The organism is Fundidesulfovibrio sp. (assembly GCF_058402725.1).
This window is the reverse complement of record NZ_JBZVFJ010000056.1, coordinates 1-23418: the sequence shown is the minus strand read 5'-3', so window position 1 is coordinate 23418 and position 23418 is coordinate 1. Positions and strand designations below refer to the sequence as shown.

The 23418-nt window shown below is 68.7% G+C and carries 21 protein-coding genes; 16 read left to right on the top strand and 5 right to left on the bottom strand.

From position 1 onward, the window contains the following. The 5 genes from ACV4UX_RS09170 to thiC all read right to left on the bottom strand — a co-directional run. On the bottom strand, nucleotides 1–1086 hold a 1086-nt coding region (locus ACV4UX_RS09170), incomplete at its 3' end, for a tetratricopeptide repeat protein (RefSeq protein WP_491593006.1). Between the two features lie 92 nt (nucleotides 1087–1178). Further along, the gene (locus ACV4UX_RS09165) at nucleotides 1179–3449 is read right to left on the bottom strand and encodes a glycosyl transferase family protein (protein WP_491593005.1); all 2271 of its coding nucleotides are present in this window, start codon (nucleotides 3447–3449) and stop codon (nucleotides 1179–1181) included. Between the two features lie 10 nt (nucleotides 3450–3459). Beyond that, complete coding sequence (wecB, locus tag ACV4UX_RS09160; RefSeq protein WP_491593004.1) at nucleotides 3460–4623, bottom strand: non-hydrolyzing UDP-N-acetylglucosamine 2-epimerase; 1164 nt, start codon at nucleotides 4621–4623, stop codon at nucleotides 3460–3462. Nucleotides 4624–4989: 366 nt separating this feature from the next. Continuing rightward, complete coding sequence (gpmA, locus tag ACV4UX_RS09155) at nucleotides 4990–5739, bottom strand: 2,3-diphosphoglycerate-dependent phosphoglycerate mutase (RefSeq protein ID WP_491593003.1); 750 nt, start codon at nucleotides 5737–5739, stop codon at nucleotides 4990–4992. Nucleotides 5740–5851: 112 nt separating this feature from the next. Next, a complete protein-coding gene (gene thiC, locus ACV4UX_RS09150; protein WP_491593002.1) occupies nucleotides 5852–7150 on the bottom strand; it encodes a phosphomethylpyrimidine synthase ThiC in 1299 nt (432 codons plus the stop codon). Nucleotides 7151–7345: 195 nt separating this feature from the next. Between thiC and rpmE the strand changes: the two genes are divergently transcribed. The 16 genes from rpmE to ACV4UX_RS09070 form a co-directional block, all read left to right on the top strand. Further along, nucleotides 7346–7564, top strand: coding sequence for a 50S ribosomal protein L31 (gene rpmE / locus ACV4UX_RS09145; RefSeq protein WP_173080767.1), 219 nt, complete (start codon nucleotides 7346–7348; stop codon nucleotides 7562–7564). Between the two features lie 230 nt (nucleotides 7565–7794). Then, nucleotides 7795–8742 (top strand): DUF1385 domain-containing protein, encoded by a 948-nt coding sequence (locus ACV4UX_RS09140; RefSeq protein ID WP_491593001.1) that lies wholly within the window; start codon nucleotides 7795–7797, stop codon nucleotides 8740–8742. A gap of 12 nt (nucleotides 8743–8754) precedes the next feature. Next, the gene (gene prfA / locus ACV4UX_RS09135; protein ID WP_491593000.1) at nucleotides 8755–9828 is read left to right on the top strand and encodes a peptide chain release factor 1; all 1074 of its coding nucleotides are present in this window, start codon (nucleotides 8755–8757) and stop codon (nucleotides 9826–9828) included. A 263-nt stretch (nucleotides 9829–10091) separates the two neighbouring features. Continuing rightward, nucleotides 10092–11843: a SulP family inorganic anion transporter gene (locus tag ACV4UX_RS09130; protein WP_491592999.1), complete on the top strand. Its 1752-nt coding sequence runs from the start codon at nucleotides 10092–10094 to the stop codon at nucleotides 11841–11843. Between the two features lie 290 nt (nucleotides 11844–12133). Further along, the gene (locus tag ACV4UX_RS09125) at nucleotides 12134–14677 is read left to right on the top strand and encodes a PAS domain S-box protein (protein ID WP_491592998.1); all 2544 of its coding nucleotides are present in this window, start codon (nucleotides 12134–12136) and stop codon (nucleotides 14675–14677) included. 406 nt (nucleotides 14678–15083) lie between these two features. Next, nucleotides 15084–15461, top strand: coding sequence for an NADH-quinone oxidoreductase subunit A (locus ACV4UX_RS09120; RefSeq protein ID WP_491592997.1), 378 nt, complete (start codon nucleotides 15084–15086; stop codon nucleotides 15459–15461). Continuing rightward, nucleotides 15440–15967, top strand: a complete 528-nt coding sequence (locus ACV4UX_RS09115; protein WP_491592996.1) for an NADH-quinone oxidoreductase subunit B — start codon at nucleotides 15440–15442, stop codon at nucleotides 15965–15967. The genes ACV4UX_RS09120 and ACV4UX_RS09115 overlap by 22 nt, the downstream gene beginning before the upstream one ends. 3 nt (nucleotides 15968–15970) lie before the next feature. Next, on the top strand, nucleotides 15971–16525 hold the full coding sequence (locus tag ACV4UX_RS09110; RefSeq protein ID WP_491592995.1) for an NADH-quinone oxidoreductase subunit C: 555 nt from the start codon (nucleotides 15971–15973) through the stop codon (nucleotides 16523–16525). Further along, entirely contained in the window at nucleotides 16522–17697 is a 1176-nt protein-coding gene (locus ACV4UX_RS09105) for an NADH-quinone oxidoreductase subunit D (RefSeq protein ID WP_491592994.1), read from the top strand. Before ACV4UX_RS09110 ends, ACV4UX_RS09105 begins: the two co-directional genes overlap by 4 nt. Next, nucleotides 17694–18677, top strand: a complete 984-nt coding sequence (nuoH, locus tag ACV4UX_RS09100) for an NADH-quinone oxidoreductase subunit NuoH (RefSeq protein WP_491592993.1) — start codon at nucleotides 17694–17696, stop codon at nucleotides 18675–18677. The genes ACV4UX_RS09105 and nuoH overlap by 4 nt, the downstream gene beginning before the upstream one ends. Nucleotide 18678: 1 nt before the next feature. After that, nucleotides 18679–19242, top strand: a complete 564-nt coding sequence (locus ACV4UX_RS09095) for a 4Fe-4S binding protein (protein WP_491592992.1) — start codon at nucleotides 18679–18681, stop codon at nucleotides 19240–19242. Next, nucleotides 19239–19751 carry an NADH-quinone oxidoreductase subunit J family protein gene (locus tag ACV4UX_RS09090; RefSeq protein ID WP_491592991.1) on the top strand — a complete coding sequence of 171 codons (513 nt, stop codon included), beginning with the start codon at nucleotides 19239–19241 and terminating at the stop codon, nucleotides 19749–19751. Before ACV4UX_RS09095 ends, ACV4UX_RS09090 begins: the two co-directional genes overlap by 4 nt. Beyond that, complete coding sequence (gene nuoK, locus ACV4UX_RS09085) at nucleotides 19748–20056, top strand: NADH-quinone oxidoreductase subunit NuoK (RefSeq protein ID WP_491592990.1); 309 nt, start codon at nucleotides 19748–19750, stop codon at nucleotides 20054–20056. The genes ACV4UX_RS09090 and nuoK overlap by 4 nt, the downstream gene beginning before the upstream one ends. A gap of 2 nt (nucleotides 20057–20058) precedes the next feature. Continuing rightward, nucleotides 20059–21543 carry a monovalent cation/H+ antiporter subunit D family protein gene (locus tag ACV4UX_RS09080; RefSeq protein ID WP_491592989.1) on the top strand — a complete coding sequence of 495 codons (1485 nt, stop codon included), beginning with the start codon at nucleotides 20059–20061 and terminating at the stop codon, nucleotides 21541–21543. A 1-nt stretch (nucleotide 21544) separates the two neighbouring features. Then, nucleotides 21545–21784 carry a hypothetical protein gene (locus ACV4UX_RS09075; protein WP_491592988.1) on the top strand — a complete coding sequence of 80 codons (240 nt, stop codon included), beginning with the start codon at nucleotides 21545–21547 and terminating at the stop codon, nucleotides 21782–21784. Next, a partial coding sequence (locus ACV4UX_RS09070) for a Na(+)/H(+) antiporter subunit D (RefSeq protein WP_491592987.1) occupies nucleotides 21774–23418 on the top strand: 1645 nt, incomplete at its 3' end. The genes ACV4UX_RS09075 and ACV4UX_RS09070, both read left to right, overlap by 11 nt.

Sequence of the window (23418 nt, the reverse complement as noted above, 5' to 3'; positions counted from 1 at the left end):
GGCGGCTTCCTGGAAGCGGCCCAGGCGCTCGAAGGCCGCGGCCAGCCCTTCCAGGGCTCCGGCGTCGCGGCCATCCTGGGCGGCGCGCGCGTAGGCCTCGGCGGCGGCCGCGTCGTCGCCCGCCAGGGCGAGGGCGTTGGCGGCGCGCAGGGTCAGGCGGTCTCGCTCTTCCCGGCTGGCGGCTTCGGCGGCCATGCTCTCGAGCAGTTGGGCGGCCTCGCGCGGGCGTCCCGCCAGGAGCAGGGCGTTGGCCGCTAGCTCCCGCGCGGCCGGGGAAGCCTCGGCCGCCTCGGCCTGCCGGGCGTACTCCACGGCCTCCTCCGGGGCCTTGCGCCGGATGGCGTTCTCGGCCAGGGCGCGCAGGGCGGCGGCCCTGCCGGGGGCCGTGCGCAAGCTTTCCAGCAGGCGCTCGCGCGCGCCCTCCAGGTCCCCCTGGTCTTCGAGGGCCTTGGCCCAGAGGTCCAGGACTTCGGCCTTGCTCTGGGGCGTGGAGGCAGCCTCCAGGGATTTGGCCAGCAGGGCCAGGGCCTCGGCCGAGCGGCCCAGCGCCACCAGGGCCTGGGCGCGCAGGAGCGTTGCCGCGGGCGAGGTGACGGGTACGGGCTTGTCCAGGCCCTCCAGCAGGGCCAGGGCCTCGGCGGGGCGGCCCTGACGCAGGCGGATTCCGGCCAAGCCCGCCGAGGCCTGGAGCACGAGTTCGCGGTCCTGGCCGCCTTCCGCGAGAACCTGTTCGTAGTCTTTGGCGGCATCGTCGTCGCGGCCCAGGCGGGCCAGCAGGTTGGCCCTGATCAGGCGCATGCGCGGCAGGCCGGGCCGCTCGGCAAGCACGGCCTCGGCCTGGCGCAGGGCTTCTTCGGCTCGGCCTTCCTCGGCCAACAGGCCCGCCAGCAGTTCCTGCACCTTGGTGTCCCCGGGAACCAGGGCAAGATAGGTCTGGAATTCCCTGACGGCCTCGCTCCGGTTGCCCTGGGCGAGCAGGCGGTAGGCCTTGTCCAGGTGCGGGAAGGATTTGAGACGCGTGAGCTCGCGCTGGAACCAGTTGCCCTCCAGGGTCACGGAGTCCGGCACGGCCTGCGCCTGCGCCATGCCACGCCACTCCGGGCAGGAGGCCAGCGCGAAGAGGGCCGCCAGGACCGTCAAACCCCGGCGGAGGAGGCCGGAGGAGGAACGGGACTTGTTCAGCACCGGGGCGCCACCTTGTCGTTGAGGGCCGCGTCGATGTCCCCGGCGGGAACGCCCATGTCGGAGAGAATGTCGCCCAGGAAGCGGGTTTTCTTGGCCTGGACCCGCAGGCCCGCGTCCAGCTGGGCTTGCGTGACGTAGCCTTTCTCCACCAGGAAGTCCCCGAAGCGGCGCTGAGCGCCCGCCCCTTTGTAGAACTCCGCCACGGCCTTGCTGAGTTTGCCGGCGGGGAGGGAACCTTCCAGAACGAGGATGTCGCCCAGGCGGGCGTAGCCGCGCCGCTGTGTCCGCAGGGCGTCGTCGAGCTGATCCGGGGTGATCACGCAGCCTTTGACCAGACGCTCGCCCAGCGGCGTGGCCGGTGCGGCCTCCGGTATGGCGTGCCTCTCATAGCCGCGCCGCAGGGCGAAGGCCATGTCGCTCTTGGAGGCGAGCACCATCTCCAGGGGGCGTCCCAGGGCCTCTTCCAGGCGGCGCAGCTCCGGTGCGGCCAGGGGAGTTAGCACCGCGACGCGCAGAGCCCCCGCAGGTTCCAGGCCCAGGGGGAAGATGTCGTTGGCCAGGGCGACCTCCCTGGGGATGAGTTCCAGCACGTCCTCGGGAACGGCATAGGGGTCGATCCGTACGGTGTTCAGGCGGAACTGGACGCCGAGGGTCTGCACCAGATCGTCTTCCCCGATGAGCCCCTTGGCCAGGAGCACCTCGCCCAGGGACTGCCCGGTGGATTTTTGCAGTTCCAGGGCCTCGTCGAGCTGCTGCACGGTGACGTAGCGCTTGTCCAGGAGCAGATCGCCCAGGCGCCGGCGGTAGGCGCGCAGTTCGTCCTCGCTGGGGTAGACGTGGGCGGTCTTGTCCCAGGCGATGATCTTGCCGGTGATGAGGTAGCGCACGTACATGCGGATGGCGCGCAGGGTGGCGAAAAAATTGATGAGGTTGCCCCAGAAGAGCCGGGGCACGGAGAGCAGGCCCTGCAGGGGGCCGTAGATGCGAGAAGTGTACACGGCGCGCCAGAGCATGCGCCAGGCCAGGAAGAACATGTTGATGATCAGAAGCGTCCAGAGGGGCGTGTTTTCCTCCACCAGCGGCGGATAGCGGTACCCGTCGGGATTGAGCGTCTTCCAGAGCCAGAAGCCGCCGATGATGGGCACCAGCATGTTGCCCAGCATGTTCACCTGGTTGGTGAGGAGCGACTTGCGGTCGCGCGCGAGCATGTAGCAGGACCAGAACCCCCCCTGCCAGCCGATGGAGGCCCAGCCCTGGAGCGCGATGCCGATGACCCAGCGCGATTTCTGCCGGATGGCCGTTCGGAGCGTGCCGGGGAAAAGCTCCCGGATCACCACGTATTCGCGGGTTGTTACCTCGCGCACGCCGCCGAAGAGCCCGCGTTTTTTCACGGTGCGGCGGATGGCGTGGCGAACGAAGATCTGCTTGAAGCCGTGTTTGCCCAGGCGCATGCCGAAATCGTAGTCTTCGGTGAGGGAGTTGATGTTGAAGAGCTGGTGGTTCGTCTCGGCGGCCAGGGCGTCCAGGGCGCGGCGGCTGTAGGCGCTGCCCACGCCCGCCGAGGGCACGCTGCGGCTCAGGACCTCGCGCACGGTCATGTCCTTGGAGTGGTTCTCGGCGAACTCGTCCAGGTAGTGCCCGCGCGTGAGGTTCCACCAGACGCCGGGCAGGGGGAACACGGGCAGCTGCACCATGTCCTTGGCCGGGATGAGGTAGTTGAAGAGCTTGAGATAGAGCGGGTGCACGATGTCCTCCGAGTCGTTCATCACGAAGATCTCGAAGGTGAGGCCGTGGTCCTTCTCGAAGAGCTTGATGCCCTCGTAGACCCAGTTGAGGCAGTCGGCCTTGTTGGTGGGGCCGTCCTTGGGGCAGACGATGCGCTGGACGTTGTCGAAGCTTTCCCGGGCGAGTTCCACCTCGCGCTGGGTGGCCTGATCGTTGGGGTAGGTCCCCACGAAGATGTAATAGTTGGAGTAGTTGACGCTGCGGATGGTGTTGGCAAGCATCTTGCGGATCACGGCGGATTCGTCCCAGCAGGGGATCATCACCGCGATGAGCTTTTCCGGCACGGCCAGGAGCTTCTCGTCCGTGAGGGGCTCGTACCTGGGCAGGATGAAAAGCTTCCTGTAGGTGCGGCGCACCAGATACACTAAATCGAAGAAGAGCTCGTCGATGCCGCTGACGAAGAACACCAGCGAAAGCAGGATGAGCAGCAGCTTGAGCCCGAGCAGGACGTAGGGGATGGAGAGATCGAACATCGACATGGCGGACTCGCTACGGGACGAACTGAAGCTCCGGCGCCAGCGGGGGCGTCTGCCCCCCGGCCCAGCCCAGGATGGCCCTGGCGATGCGCCCGGCGGCGCGGCCGTCGCCGTACGGGTTGCCCTTGCCGGTCATGGCCGCGCGGGCGGCGGGGTCGGTGAGCAGGCGCGTGGCCGTGGCCACGATGAGGTCCTTGTCCGTACCCACCAGCACGGCCTGGCCGCGCAGGCTGGCCTCGGGGCGCTCCGTGACCGTGCGCAGCACGAGCACCGGTGTGTCGAAGGTCGGGGCCTCCTCCTGGATGCCCCCGGAGTCCGTGAGGATGAGCTCGGCGCGTCGCATCAGGTGCACGATGCAGGGGTAGTCCAGGGGCTCCGTGAGGTGCACCCCGGGGCAGCCCTCCAGGATGCTCCGTGCGGCGCGTCGCACGTTGGGGTTGAGGTGCAGGGGGTAGACCACGGCCAGATCGGGGAAGGCGCGGGCCAGTTCGGCCAGGGCCAGGCAGATGCGCTCGATGCCGCCGTCGAAGGACTCCCTGCGGTGCGACGTGACCAGCGCCACGCGTTTGCCCTCCAGGGGCAGGCCCTCCAGGGGCGTCCCGGCCGGGTTGAAGGGCCTGGCGGAAAGCTCCAGCAGGGCGTCCACCACCGTGTTGCCCGTGACCACCACCCGGTCGGCCGCGACGCCCTCGTGCAGGAGTTCGTCCCCGGCCCCGGGCGTGGGGGCGAAGTGCAGCTCCGCCAGCACGCTGGTGAGCCTGCGGTTGGCCTCCTCGGGGAAGGGGTTGGCCATGTCGTGGCTGCGCAGCCCCGCCTCCACGTGGCCCACGGGCACGCGGGCGTAGAAGGCCGCCAGGGAGGCCGCCAGCACCGTGGTGGTGTCGCCCTGCACAAGGAGCATGTCCGGCCGCAACGAGGCCAGCGCGCCCGTGACGGCCGTGAGCGCCAGGGCCGTGAGGTCCGGCAGGGTCTGGTTCTCGCGCATGAGGCGCAGGTCGGTCTGCACCTCCAGCCCGAAGGGGGCCAGGGCCTGATCGAGCATCTGACGGTGCTGTCCGGTGGAAAGCACGGACACTTCGAAGGCCTCGGGCTGCGAGCGCAGGACCTTGACCACCGGGGCCAGCTTCACCACCTCCGGGCGCGTGCCGAGGGCGACGGCGATCCGAAGCTTCTTCATGGTCGACAAACAACCCTTTTGAAAGTGGAGAACGTGCGGGCGACAACAACGACCCGTAAACCCAGGCGCCGCCGCCGCGCTCCGCAACCGGGAGCCGCGCCGCAGGAGGGGAGGGAATGCCTGGGAAACCCGGACTCCGACACGTTATCAGCAGCGGCGGCGAGCGTCCAGCGCGTCTTTTGCTTCCCGGCTCCAAGAAGGAATGATTCTCCGCCACGGCAGGGGCCGGGGGCCCTCTCCAGGGTCCGAAAGCAGGAGCTCCGTCGCGGGGGCATCGGCCTTCCGAGCGCTCCGTCTGCGTGAGCAGGTCTGTCCCGCCCGGCGCGCGAAGTTCGCACGTCTTCTCCTGGCTGTTCGGGCGCGGACTCAGGCCCGCGCCTTGCCCTGGTCGGCCACGGCCTGCACCTGCCGGGCGATCTCTTCGGGGTCGCCCAGGTAGTAGCGCGTGAGGGGCTTCAGGTTGTCGTCGAGTTCGTAGACCAGGGGCACGCCCGTGGGGATGTTCAGCTGGGCGATGTCCTCGTCGCTGATGCCGTCGAGGTATTTCACCAGGGCGCGCAGGGAGTTGCCGTGGGCCGCCACCAGCACGCGGCTGCCGGAGCGCACGGCCGGGGCCAGTTGCTCGTGCCAGCAGGGCAGCACGCGGGCCACGGTGTCCTTGAGGCATTCCACGGCGGGGAGTTCGTCCGGGGCGAGGGCGGCGTAGCGCCGGTCGAAGCGGGGGTGGCGCGGGTCTTCGGCGTCGAGGGCGGGTGGGCGCACGTCGTAGCTCCTGCGCCACTCGAACACCTGTTCGTCGCCGTATTTGGCGGCCGTTTCGGCCTTGTTCAGGCCCTGGAGCGCGCCGTAGTGGCGTTCGTTGAGCCGCCAGTCCTTGGCGACGGGAAGCCACAGGCGGTCCATGGCCTCCAGGATGATGTCCAGGGTCTTCACGGCGCGCTTGAGCAGCGAGGTGTGGCAGAGGTCGAAATCGAGCCCCGCGTCCGCCAGGGCCTTGGCCCCGGCCAGAGCCTCCTGGATGCCCAGGGGCGAGAGGGGCACGTCGGTCCAGCCGGTGAAGCGGTTCTCCAGGTTCCATTGGCTCTGGCCGTGGCGGACGAACACGATCTTGCGCATGGGGCCTCCTGTGTCGGGAAGATGGCTTTCCCTAGCATGTCCCGGCGGCAAAAGGAACGGCCCGGCGCGACGTTGCGTCGCACCGGGCCGGTATTTCGCGGGCGGCGGCGGATCAGCCCTTGTCGCAGACGCCGTGCTCAGCGCCTTCCAGCATGCGGATGGCGCAGAACGCGCCGCACATGGCGCACTCCTTTTCCTTGTGGAAGTCCTTGCGGCGCTTGCGCAGGGTGTGGGGGTCCAGGGCGTTGTCGGCCATGGCCTCCCAGTCCAGGGCGGCGCGGGCGCGGGAGATGGCCAGGTCGCGCTCCACGGCCCAGGGGCGTCCCAGGGCGGTTTCGGCGGACTGGGCCGCGATGAGGCTGGCCTTCACGCCGTCCCACACGTCCTCGGGGCCGGGCAGGGTGACGTGCTCGGCCGGGGTGAGGTAGCACAGGAAGTCGGCCCCGTGGTAGGCGGCCTGGGCGCCGCCGATGGCCCCGGCGATGTGGTCGTAGCCTGCGGCGGCGTCGGTGGTCAGGGGGCCGAGAACGTAGAGGGGGGCGTTGTTGGTGAGGCGCTTGATGCCCTGGATCTGGGCCTGGACCAGATGCAGGGGCACGTGGCCGGGGCCTTCGATCATGGTCTGCACGCCGTAGTCCAGGGCCTGGCGGGCCAGGTCGCCCAGCACGGAGACCTCCTCCCACTGGGCGGCGTCTCCGGCGTCCGCGCCCGCGCCGGGGCGCAGGCCGTCGCCCAGGCTGATGGTCACGTTGTGCTTGCGGCAGATCGTGAGCAGACGGCCATAGTGCTCCAGGAGCGGGTTTTCGGCGTTGCGCCGCTTCATCCAGCGCGCCAGGAGCGCCCCGCCGCGCGAGACGATGCCCAGGATGCGCCGCCCGTCGGAGGCCATGGCCGCCGCGCGCGCGGTGACGCCGCAGTGCAGGGTCATGAAGTCCACGCCCTGTTCGGCTTCCTTCTCGATCTCCTCGAAGAGTTCCTCGGCGGTGAAGTCGCTGGGGTCCTGGCCTTTGGCCACGTAGGGCTGGGCCACGGAGTAGAGGGGCACGGTGCCCAGGGGCAGGGGCGAGGCTTCCAGGATGCGCAGGCGCACCTGGTCGAGGTCTCCGGCGGTGGAGAGGTCCATGACGGTGTGCGCCCCGGCCTGCTCGACGAGGCGCAGCTTCTTGAGCTCCATGGCCACGTCGTTGATCATGGGCGAGGTGCCGATGTTGGCGTTCACCTTCACCCGGGCGGGTTGACCGATGAGCGTGGGCGACACATTCTTATGGGCGGGGTTGGCCAGCAGGACCATGCGGCCCGCGTCCAGGCCCCTGGCCATGTCCTGGGGAGTGAGGTGTTCGTGGGCGGCGATCTCCTCGCCGTGGGAGGCGAGCAGGCGCGAGACGACGGCGTTTTTTTCGGTGAGAGACATAAATAGGTCCTCGATGGGTTGTTTGCGCGACGGGCTGGGGGAGCGCGGCCGGATGCGGGCGCGCGGGGGATCCGGGTCCGTTCGTGCCGCAGCGTGTAGCACGGCGGGGCGGCGCGCGAAAGCGCGGGATTTCGCTTGCCACCCGGCTGGCGGGAGTGTATAGAGCCCGTCTTCGATTTGAGCAAGGAGCATTTTATGAAGAGCGGCATCCATCCCAAGACTTTCAAGTCCAAGATCGTCTGCAACTGCGGCTACCAGTCCGAGGCGATCTCCACCAAGGGCGAGACCGTGAGCGTGGAAATCTGTTCCAACTGCCACCCCTTCTACACCGGCAAGCAGCGCTTCGTGGACACCGCCGGGCGCATCGACCGCTTCCGGAAGAAGTACGCCAAGTTCGAGGACAAGAAGGCCTAGCCCGCAAGGCTTGGCGCGCCTCGCGTGGCCGCGTCCGCGCCGGGTGGCGGCCTGCCGCCGGGCGGCGCGGACGCGGCCCCGGGCGCGGCCCGCAGCCGCCTGCAGGGCCGATCCATCCCCGGGCCGCCGGAATAGCCGACGGCCGGGCTCCTGGCGTTGTTCGCCACGGGCTCCACGCCCCGACGAATCTTTCACTTGGGCGGCGCGACCGCCGCGCCGCCAGGGCTGCCATGATCCGCCGCATCCTGAAGTCCGTGTCCCTCCTGGCATCCGGCCCCAACGACACCGTGGGCGGGCAGGCCGTCATGGAAGGGGTGATGATCCGCTCCAAGGACTGCCTGGCCATCGCCGTGCGCAAACCCTCGGGCGAGATTTTCGTGGAAACGCGCCCCTGGTTCAGCCTGACGCCCAAGTGCCTGCGCAAGCCCTTCCTGCGCGGCTTCCCGGTGCTGCTGGAGACGCTGGTCAACGGCATCAAGGCGCTCAACTTCTCGGCCCAGCAGTCCCTGGACGAGGAGGAGGGCGAGATATCGCCCTGGGCCATGGCCCTGACCATGGCCGGGGCCATCGGCTTCGCCCTGCTGCTCTTCGTGGTGGCTCCGCACCTCTTCTCGCTGGGCATGAACTGGCTCGGGCTCTCGGGCGACGCCGAGGCGCTCTCGTTCCACATGTGGGACGGCCTGTTCAAGCTGCTCATGTTCGTGGGCTACATCCTGGCCATCTCCTTCATCCCGGAGATCCGCCGCGTGTTCCAGTACCACGGGGCCGAGCACAAGGTGATCTGGGCGCACGAGAACGCGGTGGAGCTTTCGCCCCAGGCCGTGCGCGATTTCTCGCGCCTGCACCCGCGCTGCGGCACCACGTTCCTGCTCTTCGTGCTGGCCGTGTCCATCGTGCTTTTCACGTTCCTGGTGCCGCTTTTGATCCAGCTCTGGTCGCCCCAGAACGCCGTGCTCAAGCAGGTCTGGATCATCGGGGTCAAGTTCGTGCTCATGATCCCCATCAGCGCCATCTCCTACGAGATCATCAAATTCTCCGGGAAATTCCACAAGAGCATCCTCTGCAAGGCCCTCTCCTGTCCCGGCATGGCCATGCAGATGCTCACCACCCACGAACCCGACGACGCCCAGATCGAGGTGGCCATCGCCGCCCTCAAGGGCGCGCTGGGCCAGCGGTAAACGGACGCCATCATGTTCGCCAAGCTCGAAAGCATCGAATCGAAGTTCCTGACCCTGGAGAAGGACCTCTCCTCCCCCGACGCCCTCTCCGACCAGGAGCGCTACCGCAAGCTCACCAAGGCCCACGCGGACCTGGGCGAGGTGGTGGCCGTGTACCGCCGCTTCAAGAAGCTCCGGGACGACCTGGAGGAGAACAAGCTCCTCCTGGAGGACGCCGACCCCGACATGCGCGACCTGGCCAAGGCCGAAGTCTCCGCCATCCAGGAGGAGATGCCCCGCCTGGAGGACGAGCTGAAGCTCCTGCTGCTGCCCAAGGACCCCCTGGACGACAAGAACATCCTCCTGGAAATCCGCGCGGGCACCGGAGGCGAGGAGGCGGCCCTCTTCGCGGCCGACCTCTTCCGCATGTACGTGCGCTACGCCGAACGCAAGCGCTGGAAGATGGAGGTGATGAGCGAATCGCCCTCCGACACCGGCGGCTACAAGGAAATCATCCTGAGCATCGCGGGCGAGAAGGTGTACAGCCGCCTCAAGTACGAGTCCGGCACGCACCGCGTGCAGCGCGTGCCCGCCACCGAGTCCCAGGGGCGCATCCACACCTCGGCCGCCACAGTGGCCGTGCTCCCCGAGGCCGACGAGGTGGACGTGCAGTTGGACCCCAACGACCTGCGCATCGACGTGTACCGCTCCAGCGGCCCGGGCGGGCAGTCCGTGAACACCACCGACTCGGCCGTGCGCGTCACGCACATCCCCTCGGGGCTGGTGGTGATCTGCCAGGACGAGAAGAGCCAGCACAAGAACCGGGCCAAGGCCCTCAAGGTGCTGCGCTCGCGCCTGCTCCAGCAGGAGCAGGAGAAGCAGCGCCAGGAGGTGGAGGCCACCCGCCGCCAGCAGGTGGGATCGGGCGACCGCTCCGAGCGCATCCGCACCTACAACTTCCCCCAGGGGCGCATGAGCGACCACCGCATCAACCTGACGCTCTACAGCCTCGACCGGCTCATGGACGGCGACATCGACGAAATGATGGACGCCCTCATCAGCCACTACCAGACCGAAGCCCTCAAGGCCCAGGCCGACAACGCCTGATCGCCCGCTTGTCCGGTTTTTCGAGGCCCCCGGCGCGCACGCGCGCCGGGGGCCTTTCGCGTTGGGAGGCAGGCGCGGCCGTCGCCAGGCGGCCCCGGGGCCGCCCGGCCTTGCGTTGCGTGCGCGCCTTCTGCGGGGGTGCAACATTTTTTGCTTGAATCCCCTGGGAAAGGGCGTAGCGTCGCAAACGCATTTCGCAAGCTTTTCAATTTGTAACTGCTCAGATTTGCAGTATTTTTTATCTGGCAAAAGGGGAGAGGGCTTTGGAAGAGGCATCTTTCGCGGGGCGCGAGGCCAAAGGCTGGCCCGTGCCCAAGCTGTTCCGGGTGTTGCGGCGGGGCCTCGGCCTCAGGGATCTGACCAAGGACGCGCTGGCCGGGCTCACCGTGGGCGTGGTGGCGCTTCCCCTGGCCATGGCCTTCGCCATCGCCTCCCACGTGCCCCCCGAGAGGGGCATCTTCACGGCCATCGTGGCGGGCTTTCTGATCTCCTTCCTGGGCGGATCGCGCTTCGCGGTAGGCGGCCCCACCGGCGCGTTCGTGGTGATCATCGCGGGCGTGGTGGACCGCCACGGCTACGACGGCCTGGTGATGACCACCCTCCTGGCCGGGGCCATGCTCCTGCTCATGGGCGCGGCCCGCCTGGGCAAGCTCATCAAGTTCATCCCCTATCCCGTGACCACCGGCTTCACAAGCGGCATCGCGGTGCTCATCTTCTTCAGCCAGCTCACGGAATTCTTCGGCATGAAGCTCGAGCACGTTCCCTCGGAGTTCCTGCCCAAGCTGGCCCTGCTGGCCTCCTCCCTGGACAAGGTGGACCCCGCCACCTCGGCCATCGGGCTGGTCTCCCTGGGGGCCATCCTGCTGGCCCGGCGCTTCTTCCCGATCATCCCGGCCCCGGTGTTCGGCGTTGCCGTGGGCGCTGTGACCGCCGCCGCCTTCTTCCTGCCCGTGGAGACCATCGGCACCCGCTTCGGGGGCATCCCCGCCGCGCTGCCCGCCTTCACGCCGCCCAACCTGGACTGGTCCTCCGTGAAGGGGCTCATGCCCGACGCCATGACCATCGCCCTGCTGGCGGGCATCGAGTCGCTCCTGTGCTGCGTGGTGGCCGACGGCATGACCGGCGACCGCCACGACTCCTCGGCCGAACTCATGGCTCAGGGCACGGCCAACATCGCCTCCGTGCTCTTCGGGGGCATCCCGGCCACGGGGGCCATCGCCCGCACGGTGACCAGCATCAAAAGCGGCGCGGTCTCGCCCGTGGCGGGCTGCGTGCACGCCCTCACGCTGGTGCTCTTCGTGCTCTTCGCCGCGCCCCTGGCCTCGGCCATTCCCCTGGCCAGCCTGGCCGCCGTGCTCCTGGTGGTGGCCTTCGACATGAGTGAATACCGCCGCTTCGCACGGCTCCTCAAGGCCCCGCGTTCCGACGTGTCGGTGCTCCTGGCCACGTTCTCGCTCACCGTGCTGGTGGACCTCACCGTGGCCGTGTACGTGGGGGTGCTGCTGGCCTCGCTGCTCTTCATGCGCCGCATGAGCGAGCTCACCGAGATCAGCACCTGGAAGCTTCCCGGCAACGGCAAGGAGGAAACCGCCGAGGCCCCCATGCGCCTCGCGGGACGCGCCGACGCCCCGGGGGACTACGAATCCTGCCCGCTGCCCAGCGGCAACGTGGCCGGGGACGACTCCATCCAGGTCTACGAGATCGACGGGCCTTTCTTCTTCGGCATCGCCGACCGCTTCCAGGACATCCTGGACGTTGTGAAGGGCAAGCCCCGAGTGTTCATCCTGGACGTGACCCACACCCCCACCATCGACTCCACGGGCGTCAACGCCCTGGAGGGCTTCATCCGCAAATGCCGACACCGCAAGATCGAACTCTTCATGGTGGGCGCGCGGCCCCACTTCCTGACCACCATGCACCGCTTCGGCACCGACGACCTCATCGGGCCGGACCACCTCTACGACAGCGTCATCGAGGCCATCCAGGCCGCCGAGAAGGTGCCCTACAGGATTTGACGCACGGGTGTCCGGCCTCCCCGCGCGGGGAGGCCGGACACCCTGGGGGCGTGGCGCCAGGAAGCGCCCCGGTCTCCCCTTCAGCGCGTCGGCTGGGCGTTCGCTACCCGGCCGCCGCAACGTTCCGCACGGGCCTCCCCGTACGCGCGTCGGCCGGGCGCTGTCGTGCCGGACGGGTTCGTTGCCTGAGGAGCACTGCGCGTGTTGTCTTCGAGCCCGCGACGCGCTACAGGTAGGGAAACGTGGAAGGTCTCCGGATGATCCAGTCGCGGGCCGCGAAAGTCGCCTTGATGTATCTGATCCTGAGCGTGCTCTGGATCGTGTTTTCCGACGCGGCCGTCAGTGCGCTCTTTTTCGGGTCGCCCGAGGGCCTGCACTGGGCGCAGACGCTCAAGGGGTGGTTCTTCGTCTCCCTCTCGGCGGCGCTGCTCTTCGTGGTGATCCGGCGCGGAGACGAGCGCGTGAAGGTCCACCTGGCCGAACTCGAGAACAGCCGGGAACGCTTCCGCACCATTTTCGATTCCGTGAGCGACGTGCTCTTCATCCACGACGGCTCCGACGGCGCCATCCTCGACGTGAACCGCCGCGCCCTGGACACCTACGGCTACACCCGCGAGGAGATGCTTTCCCTGAGCGTTGAAGCGCTCAGTTCCGGCGAGGCCCCCTACACCCGGGCCGAAGCCGCAGCGCTTCTGCGCCGGGCCGCCGCCGGCGAGACCGTGGTGACCCCCTGGCGGGCCAGGACCAGGGACGGCAGGCTCTTCTGGCTGGAGGTCTCCATCCGCCGGGCCGCCCTGGACGGGCGCGACGTGGCCATCGTCTCCGGGCGCGACATCACCCAGCGCCGCCAGGACGAGGAGGACCTGCGCGAAAGCGAGGCCCGCTACCGCTCCGTGCTCGACAACATCTCCGACGTCTACTACCGCACCGACAAGAACGGATCGCTCGTGATGTTCAGCCCCTCCGGGGCCAGTCTCCTGGGCTACGCTTCGGTGGACGAAATGCTGGGCCGCAGCGCCGCGAGCTTCTACGCGCACCCCGAGGAGCGCGACAACTTCCTAGCCACCCTGTCGAGAACAGGCGAACTGCGCGACTACGAGGTCACCCTGGTCCGCAAGGACGGGTCTCCCGTGGTGGTCTCCACCAGCAGCGCCTTCTACCGGGACGATTCGGGCGCGGTGCTGGGCGTGGAGGGCATCTTCCGCGACATCACCACACGCAAGCAGGCCGAGGAGGCCCTGCGCGAGTCGGAACAGCGCGCTTCCGAAATCTTCAACTTCGCCCCCGACGCCACCTTCGTCATCGACCGGCAGGGGCGGGTGATCGCCTGGAACAGGGCCATGGAGGAGATGAGCGGGGTCAAGGCCGCCGACATGCTCGGCAAGGGCGACCACGAGTATTCCCTGCCCATCTACGGCAAACGACGCCCCATGCTCATCGACCTGGTGTTCCTCCCCGACGAGCAGGTGAAGCGCGAATACGACTTCGTGCGCACGGTGGGCGACCGCGTGGTGGCCGAGACCACGGCCCCCGTGCGCGGCGTGTCCACAGCCCTCTGGGGCGTGGCCGCGCCTCTTTACGACAGCCGGGGCGAGGTTGTGGGGGCCATCGAATCCATCCGCGACGTCACGGACTACAAGGCCATCGAGCGCACGCTGCGCGAGACGCGCAACCTCTTCAACAACATCCTGGAGTCCATGCCCTCGGCCATCATCGGCCTGGACGCCAGGGGCATGGTGACCCACTGGAACAAGGGAGCGGGGGAGCTCTGCGGACAAGATGCCCCCAAGGCACTGGGCAGCCCGCTCTCCCGGGTCTGCGACTGGCTGGACCGCGAGGCTCGCCCTGCCCTGGAAAACGCCCAGGAAGAGCGCAGGCTCCTGGTGGAGACCGTGCGCCCGGACGAAGGCGGCCAACCGCGCTTTTACGACGTGATGGTCTACCCCCTGCTCACCGACGGCGAGCAGGGCGCCGTGCTGCGCGTGGACGACGTGACCCACAAGCTGCGCCTGGAAGAGATGATGGTCCAGACCGAGAAGATGATGAGCGTGGGCGGCCTTGCGGCGGGCATGGCCCACGAGATCAACAACCCTCTGGGCGGCATCCTTCAAGGAGTGCAGAACATCCGGCGCAGGCTCTCCCCGGAGTTGGCCGCCAACAAGGCCGCGGCCCGGGAGGCGGGCGTTGATCTCGCCGCCATGCAGGACTATTTCCGCTTGCGGGGCGTGCTGGAGTTTCTGGATTCCATCCGGCAGTCCGGCGAGCGGGCCGCGCGCATCGTGGGAAACATGCTGGGGTTCTCCCGGCGCTCCCAGTCGCCGGGCGTCCTCTCCAGCCTGGAGGATCTGCTGGAGAACAGTCTTGAGCTGGCCGGCACGGACTACGATCTGAAAAAGAAGTACGACTTCAAGAGGATCGAAATCGTGCGCGAATACGAACCGGGCATGCCCAAGGTTCCGTGTTCGCCCATGGAGATCGAGCAGGTGCTCCTGAACCTCCTGCGCAACGCGGCCCAGGCCATGGGGTCGCGTCCTGCGCCGGGCGCTCCGCCGCGCCTGGTGCTGCGCCTGCGCCGCGAGGACGGCATGGCCGTGCTTGAAGTGGAGGACAACGGGCCGGGCATGAGCGAGGAGGTCCGGCGCAAGGCCTTCGAGCCTTTCTTCAGCACCAAGCCGCCGGGGGAGGGCACCGGGCTCGGGCTTTCGGTCTCCTTCTTCATCGTTTCTGCCCATCGCGGCAGCATCTATGTGCTCTCCCAGCCGGGACAGGGCTGCCGCTTCGTGATCCGCCTGCCCCTGGAAGCGGCCGCCTCCGCTCCCCTGGGCGTCCACTGAGCCCTGGCCGTTCCGCCCGGCAAGGGCTGCGCCGCTTTCGTTTCCCGTCCCGCCCGCGAATGTCCGGCCTCGCGCCCTGTCGGGCCTGCGCGCGGCATCAGCCGCCCCGAAACCTCTCGCCGACGGGCTCAGGCCCTCTCCGGCGGCGCCCGGGCGTCTCCGGACATCCGCGCGCGTCGTCATGCCCCGTGGACGAGAGGAGTGATCAAGTCGATCGGTTTAAATGAAGCCATAGATTTGGTCTATTTGAAACGCAGTTCGGGCGGCGCGCATACTCAACCGAAGGGGTTCCATATTGGGAAAAAACGCACACAATATTGTTTTTTCTGGACAAATAACTCCGATTCCGACATACGCTGGTTACGGCTTGGTAAGGTTTCGCACAATTTCGGCTGGCAGGTGAACAATGGTCTTCAGCTGGCTCAACGTGGCGGTCTTTCTCTGTCTCGCGGCGGGCGTCGCCTTCGCGGCCGGTCCCCTGGGCGCGTCGTGGCTCCTGGCCCCGCGCACCCGGGGCGGGGCCTTCGCCGAACCCTACGAGTGCGGCATGATCCCGCGCGGTCAGGCCTGGACGCGGTTCGGCATCAACTACGCCCTCTACGCCCTCATCTTCCTCTCCTTCGACGTGGACGTGCTCTACCTCTTCCCGGTGGCGGCGCGCTATCCCCAGAGCCCGGGCTGGGAGCCCTTCTTCGCCGTGCTGGCCTTCGTGGCCGTGCTGGGGCTCGCCATGGCCTATTTCCAGAAAAAAGGGGTGTTCTCATGGCCCAGGCGCATCCGCTAACGCCGCGCTCCGACGAGGTCCTGCCTCCCAGGCTGGACTTCAAGCTGCCGGGGCAGGTCTTCGACCTCTGCCGGGCCATGTCCCTGTGGCCCATGACCTTCGGCCTGGCCTGCTGCGCCATCGAGATGATGGCCGTGACCATGCCCCGCTTCGACCTCTCCCGCTTCGGGGCGGAGGTGTTTCGCCCCTCGCCCCGCCAGAGCGACCTGATGATCGTGGCGGGCACGGTCACCCGCAAGATGGCCCCGGCCCTGGTCACTCTCTACGAGCAGATGCCCGCCCCCAAGTTCGTGCTGGCCATGGGCAACTGCGCCATCTCGGGCGGCCCCTTCAAGTACCCGGGGCAGTACGGCGTGGTGGAGGGCGTGGACAACCTCATCCCCGTGGACATCTACGTGCCCGGCTGCCCCCCCCGGCCCGAGGCCCTCATGGAGGGCATCTTCCGGCTCCAGGCCAAGCTGACCGGCAAACGCTTCTGGCCCGTACCGGCCCTGGTGGAGGAGTGATCCATGCCTGAACTCACCGCACGCCTCGGCCTGTCCCTGCCGCCGGGCCAGAGCGGTCGCGAGGCCGCCCTGGTCATCGAGCCCGGCGACCTGCGCCGCGTGGCCGAACGCCTGCTCTGTCAGGACTGGTTCCTGGAGGACGTCTGCGGCCTCGACGTGGCCGAGGGCATGGCCGTGCTCTACCACTTCGCCCACTGGACCCGCCCGGGACGCGTGGTGCTGCGCGTGCTGCTGCCCCATGACGCGCCCGTCTGCCCCTCCATAGAGGGCATCTACCCCGGGGCCTCCTGGCACGAGCGCGAAACCGCCGACTTCTTCGGCATCCGTTTCGAGGGCGCGGCCAACGACACGCCCCTGCTCCTGGCCGAGCGACTGGACCCGCCCCCCCTGGTGAAGGCTCCGGTGGCGCGCATGTCCATCAACCAGCTCTGGCCCCACGGCGAGTGGATCGGCTCCGCCAGGGGCCACGCCCTGGCCGAGGAGCTCATGGCCGTGTGCGGCCCCGAAGAGGAAGAGCAGGCCGCACAACCAGACGGCCACGAGGAGGGCCGGTCATGACCCGCATCCCCGCCGCCGATCCCTGCCAGGGCCTGGAAGGCGACTTCTACGCCCGCCACTTCGCCCTGGAGGCCAGAGACGACACCCTCATCCTGAACATGGGGCCCCAGCACCCCTCCACCCACGGCGTGCTGCGCGTGCTCCTGGAGATGGACGGCGAGTACATCGTGCGCTCCGAGCCGGTGCTGGGCTACATCCACCGCATGCACGAGGCCATGGCCCAGAACCGCGCCTACGTGCAGTTCTTCCCCAACATGGGCCGCGTGGACTACCTCCACGCCCTGGCCTGGAACTGGGCCTGGGCCGGAGCCGTGGAGCGCCTGGCGGGGATCGAGGTCCCCGCGCGGGCCGAGTACATCCGCGTGATCGTCACGGAATTGAACCGCATCAACTCCCACCTGCTCTGGTGGGGGGCCTACCTCCTGGACCTGGGGGCCGTGACGCCCATCATGTACGCCTTCGAGGACCGCGAGATCGTCATGGACATGCTCCAGGAGGTCACCGGTTCGCGCCTCACCTACGCCGCCTTCCGCTTCGGCGGTTTCTGCGCGGACGTGACGCCCGGCTTCGTCCGCAGCGCCTACGCCTTCCTGGACCGCATGCCCGAGCGCCTGGAGATGTACCGCCAGCTGGTCAGCGGCAACGTGATCCTGCGCGGACGCCTGGAGGATGTGGGCGTCATCGACAGGATGATGGCCCGGCGCTACGGGGCCACCGGCCCCGTGTTGCGCGGCTCCGGCGTGGCCTACGACGTGCGCCGCGCCGAACCCTACGGGGCCTACCCCCACTTCGACTTCCCCGTGCCCACACGCGAGGAGGGCGACTCCATGGCCCGCTACCTGGTGCGCATGGACGAGATCGAAGCCTCCCTGGCCATCCTCCGCCAGGCCCTGGACGGCCTGCCCGAAGGCCACCACCTGCACCCCGACGCCCCGCGCGGCAAGTGGAAGCCCCCCGCGGGCGAGAGCTACTTCGCCGTGGAGGGCGCACGCGGCAAGATCGGCGTTTATCTGGCCAGCGACGGCTCCGAGATCCCCTACCGCGTGAAGCTGCGCTCCCCCAGCTTCTCCAACCTGAGCCTCTTCCCCGAACTGGCCAGGGGGACGCTTCTCTCCGACGCCGTGGCCATCCTGGGCAGCCTGGACCTCGTCATTCCGGAGATCGACCGATGAGCGACTTCTTCGCACCCGAATTCGTCCGGCTGGTGCTGGCCCTGGTGGCCATCATGGGCTTCGTGGCCGCCAACGGCATGGCCCTGCTCTATGTGGAGCGCAAGGTGGCGGGCCACGTGCAGCGCCGCCCAGGCCCCTTCGAGGTGGGGCCCCACGGCCTGCTCCAGGCCCTGGCCGACGCGGGCAAGCTGGTGGGCAAACAGCTGGCCACCCCCAGGGGGGCCGACGCGCTGCTCTTCTGGACGGCCCCCCTCATGGCCTTCATGCCCGTGCCGCTCATGTTCATCGCCATGCCCTTCAGCGAGAACCTCTGGGGCCTGGGCACGGACCTGGGGCTGGTGCTCATCCTCTCCTTCGCGGGCTTCAACGTGCTGGCCCTGTGCCTGGCCGGATGGGCCTCCAACAACAAGTGGTCGCTCCTGGGCGCGGCGCGCGCCGTGGCCCAGGCCGTGGCCTACGAGATCCCGCTGCTCCTCTCGGTGCTGGCGGTGGCCATGCTCACCGGCAGCCTGGACCTGCGCGAGGTGGCCGCCCACCAGGGCAACTGGCCCTGGCAGTGGAACGTCTTCGTGCAGCCCCTGGCCTTCTTCATCTACTTCGTCTGCGCCGTGGCCGAGACCAACCGCGCCCCCTTCGACCTGGCCGAGGCCGAGTCCGAACTTACTGCGGGCGTGCACACCGAATACTCCGGCATGGGCAACGGCATCATCTTCCTGGCCGAGTACGCCAACATGCTCGTGGTGAGCTGCGTGGCCACGGTGCTCTTCCTGGGCGGCGCGGCCGGGCCGTGGGCGCCGGGTCCGTGGTGGTTCCTGGCCAAGATGTACGCCCTGGTGACGCTCATCATCTTCATGCGCTGGACGTATCCCCGCGTGCGCTTCGACCAGCTTCTCAACCTCAACTGGCGCTGGCTCATGCCCCTGGCCCTGGTGAACCTGGTGCTCACGGCCTTTTGCGTCAAACTGTGGGGGGGCGCGTAAGATGGGACTGGTAGCCGCGTTCTCGGAGGCCCTCTCGGGCCTGAAGAGCATGGTGGTGGGCCTCAAGGTCACGGGAACCAACTTCCTGCGCCCCCAGGAGACCGTCCACTATCCCCGCCAGGAAGTGCCGCGCGACGCCCTGGCAACCTTCCGGGGGCACATCGAACTGGTGGGGACCGACGGCGATCCGGCCCTGGCCCGCTGCGTGGGCTGCGGCCTGTGCATGGAGTTGTGCCCCTCGCGCTGCATCCGCGTGGAGGCCGAGGACCCGCCTCCGGCCGAGGCCCCGCCCTCCGTGGCGCACACCATGAGCGACCTGCTCATGCCCACGCCCAAGTTCCGGGCCGCGCCGCCCAGCCAGGCCCCGGTGGCGCGCAAGCTCCTGGGCTACCACCTCACCTACCACACGTGCAGCCTCTGCGGCCTGTGCGTGCAGAACTGCCCGGCGGGGTCCATCCGCTTCTCCTCCAACGTCTACTTCGCCGGAGACGCCCGGGAAACCTTCGAGCTGGACCTCATGGCCAGGCTGCGCAGACAGTCCGGACGGGAAGGGGGCAAGTCGTGAAAGAATTCGTCGTCAACGCGTCGTTCGCCCTCTACGCGCTCATCACGCTGGGGGGCGCGGTGTGGGCCGTCACGGCCGGGAGCCTGGTGCGGGCGCTCCTGGGCCTGACCATCTCCCTCATGGGGGTGGCGGCGCTTTACGTGCTCATCGCCGCGCCGTTCGTGGCGCTCATGCAGATTCTCATCTACGTGGGGGCCGTGGTGGTGCTCATCTTCTTCGCCATCATGCTCACGCGCGCCCAGGCCGAGGCCGAGGAGGCCCGCCCGGGCGACCGGGGCAGGCTCCTGCGCTCCGGGGCCATCGGCCTGGCGGTGGCGGGGCTTCTGGCGGCGGCCTGCCTCAAGCACGGCCCCGCCCTGGTAGGCGTTGCCGCCGAGGTCTCCCCCGCGCAGCTGGGCGAGACCTTCCTGGGGCAGTACCTGCTGGGCTTCGAGGTGATCTCGGTGGTGCTCTTCGCGGCCATGGCCGGGGCGGTGCTCCTGGCCTTCGAAAGGAGGAAGGGGGCGTGAACGCGCTTTCGCTCTATCAACTGGTGGCCTTCGGGCTCCTGGGCGTGGGAATCTTCGGGCTCCTGGCGCGCCGGAGCCTGGTGGGAATGCTCATCAGCGTCGAACTGATGCTCAACGGCGCGGGCCTCGCGGTGGTGGCGGCGGGACAGTTGACGCCCATGCCCGACGCCCTGGCCCAGTCCACCACGCTTTTCGTGATGGGCCTCGCGGCCGCCGAATCAACCCTGGTGCTGGCCATCGTCTACGTGGTCCGGGGCCGTTTCGGGAGCGCGGGCGTGGACGCCGTCTCCGAACTCAAGGGGTAGCCATGCTGGAAACCATCGAAAGCCCCAGGATGCTCCTGCCCCTGGCCATCACGTTCCTGGCCCCCCTGGCCGTGTGGAAGCTGGGCGCGAACCCCAACCGGCGCGAGGGCGCGAGCTTCGTCGCCGGCTTCCTGGCCTTCGCCTCCACGCTGTGGCTCGCCCCGGCGGTGCTCTCGGGAAAGGTGCTCAAGTTCACGCTCTTCACGCTCCTGCCGGGGGTGACGGTGAGCTTCTGCGCCGACGGCTTGGCGCTGATCTTCGCGCTGGTGGCCTGCTTCCTCTGGATGTTCGCCACCAGCTACAACATCGGCTACATGCGCTCGCTGAACGAACACGCCCAGACGCGCTACTTCTTCTGCTTCGCGGTGGCCATCTTCGGGGCCCTGGGCGTGGCCTTCTCGGCCAACGTGTTCACGCTCTACCTCTTCTACGAGTTGATCACCGTCTTCACCTATCCCCTGGTGGCCCACCACCAGGACGAGGAGGGCTTCGCGGGCGCGCGCAAGTACATGGTCTACCTCATGGGCTCCTCCAAGCTCTTCCTGCTGCCCGCCATGACGCTCACCTACGTGCTGGCCGGAACGCTCGACTTCAACCTCTCCGACGCCGTGCACGGCATCTTCCCGGCCGACGCCGACCCCACGCTCGTGCGCGTCACCTACTTCCTCTACCTCTTCGGGCTGGCCAAGGCCGCCATCATGCCCCTGCACAACTGGCTGCCCGGGGCCATGGTGGCCCCCACGCCGGTCTCGGCCCTGCTGCACGCGGTGGCGGTGGTCAAGGCGGGCGTGTTCTCCCTGGCCCGCGTGATCCTCTCGGGCTTCGGCGTGGAGGCCATGGACGCCCTGGGCATGGGCATGGCAACGGCCTACCTGGCGGCCTTCACCCTGGTGGCCGCCTCGGTGATCGCCCTCACCAAGGACGACCTCAAGGCCCGGCTGGCCTATTCCACCGTGAGCCAGCTCTCCTACGTGATCCTGGGCGTGGCGCTGCTCACGCCCATGGCGGTGCAGGGGGGCCTGGCGCACATCGCGCACCACGCCTTCTCCAAGATCACGCTCTTCTTCGCCGCAGGGGCCATCTACGTGGCCGCGCACCTGAAGAAGATCAGCCTCATGGACGGCCTGGGACGCCAGATGCCCTTCACCTTCGCAGCCTTTGCCGTGGCCAGCCTCTCCATGATCGGCGTGCCGCCCTCCTGCGGCTTCGCCACCAAGTGGCTCCTGGCCGGGGGGGCGCTCCAGGCCGACAAGCTGGTGATCCTCCTGGCCCTGGGCGCGTCCACGGTGCTCAACGCCGCCTACTTCACCCCCATCGTCTACCGGGCCTTCTTCAAGCCCGCGCCCGAGGGATCGGAGCACCACCACCACGGCGAGGCCCCCTTGACCATGGTGATCCCTCTCTCCGCCACGGCCCTCATCTCGCTCTACCTGGGCGTGTTCCCCGACACCTTCCTGCGCTTCGCGCAGGTCTTCGGAGGCTACTAGAATGGCCAGCGATTCCAGAACCGCGCGTCTCACCCGCCGCTGGGCGGCCCTGGGGGCCGTGCTGGGCGTCCTGGTGGTGGCCGGGCTCTTCGTGCACCCGCACCACCCGCATTTCGCCGCCGAGTCCCTCTACGGCTTCTGGCCCCTGTTCGGGCTCCTGGGCGGCACGGCGCTCGCACTTGCCGGAGGCCTGGCCCTGCGGCCCATGACCCGCTGGGAGGAGGACGGACATGACGGCTGATCAGGTGTTCTTCGTCAATCCGGCCTGGGCCTTCATCCTGTTGGCCATGGTGCTGCCGTTTCTGTCGCGCGTGCCGGGCTGGCGGGCGCTCACGCTGGTGCCGCCTGCGCTGGCGGTGCTCACGGCCGCCTCGCTGACCCTGGCCCTGAACGGCCACTCCCTGGAACTCTCACGCTTCGAGTGGATGGGCACGGCCCTCTCGCTCGGGCGCGTGGACAAGCTCTGCCTGGTGTTCGCCTGGGTCTTCGCGGTGCAGTCGCTGGTGGGCGCGGTGTACGCCATGGACTCCAAGACCCCGGCGGAACCGGCGGCGGCGGCGCTCCACGTGGGCGGGGCGCTGGGCTGCGTGTTCGCGGGCGACTTCATCACGCTCTTCATCTTCTGGGAAGTGACCACCCTGGGCTCCACGCTGCTCATCTGGCTGCGGCGCACCGACGCGGCCATCGCGGCGGGTTACCGCTACTTCCTCTTCCACATTTTCGGCGGCGTGCTCCTGCTCTTCGGGCTGATCCTGCGGGCCAAGGCCACCGGGAGCTTCGCCTTCGGCCACCTGGGCTCCGGAAGCGAGCTGGCGTATTACGACTGGCTCATACTGGGCGGCTTCGCGGTGAACGCCGCCGTGGTGCCCCTGCACGCCTGGCTCTCCGACGCCTACCCCGAGGCCTCGGCCATGGGCGCGGTGTACCTCTGCGCCTTCACCACCAAGACCGCCGTCTACGTGCTGGCCCGGGGCTTCGCGGGCCTGGACGCCCTGGCCCCCCTGGGCGCGGCCATGACCCTCTACGCCGGGCTCTACGCCCTGGTGGAGAACGACGTGCGCCGCTCCCTGGCCTACCAGACCATCGCCCAGGTGGGCTTCATGGTGGCGGGGGTGGGCGTGGGCAGCGCCATGGCCATCAACGGGGCCTGCGCCCACGCCGTGGCCCACGTGGTGTACAAGGGGCTCATGTTCATGGCTGCCGGGGCGGTGCTCACGGCCTGCGGCACCATGCGCATGGACCGGCTGGGCGGGCTGGCCTCGAAGATGCCCTTCGTGCTGGTCTGCTACCTGGCGGCGGCGGCCAGCACCTCGGGCCTGCCGCTCTTTTCGGGCTTCACCACCAAGTCCATGACCATCACGGCGGCCTTCGAGTACTCCCAGCCCCTGGGCCTGGCCCTGGAACTGGGCGCGCTGGCGGCCATCCTGGCCGTGGGCATCCGCCTGCCCTGGCTGGTGTTCTTCGGGCAGGGCCAGGCCCCCGAGCCCGCCGCCCCCGTGGCGGCCAACCGCAAGCTGGCCATGGCCGCCGCCGCGCTCCTGTGCCTGGGCATCGGCGCGTTCCCGGGCGCGGTGTACGCCATCCTGCCCAACCCCGTGGACTTCCATCCCTACTCGGGCTGGAGCGTCTTCCAGGCCCTGTCGCTCACGGCCTTCGGCGGACTGGCCCTGGCGCTCACCCGCAGGTTCTGGGCGCCGCTTCCCGGCAGGCTGGCGGATTTCGAGCGCCTCTACGCCCTGGTGGGCCGCGCGTTCTACCGGGCGGTCTCCACGCCCCTGGCGGCGCTGGACGCCGTGTGGAGCGAAGTCTACCGCACCGTGGGCCTGCGCGGCGTGATGGCTCAGGCCGACGCGGCCGCGATCTTCGACCGCAAGG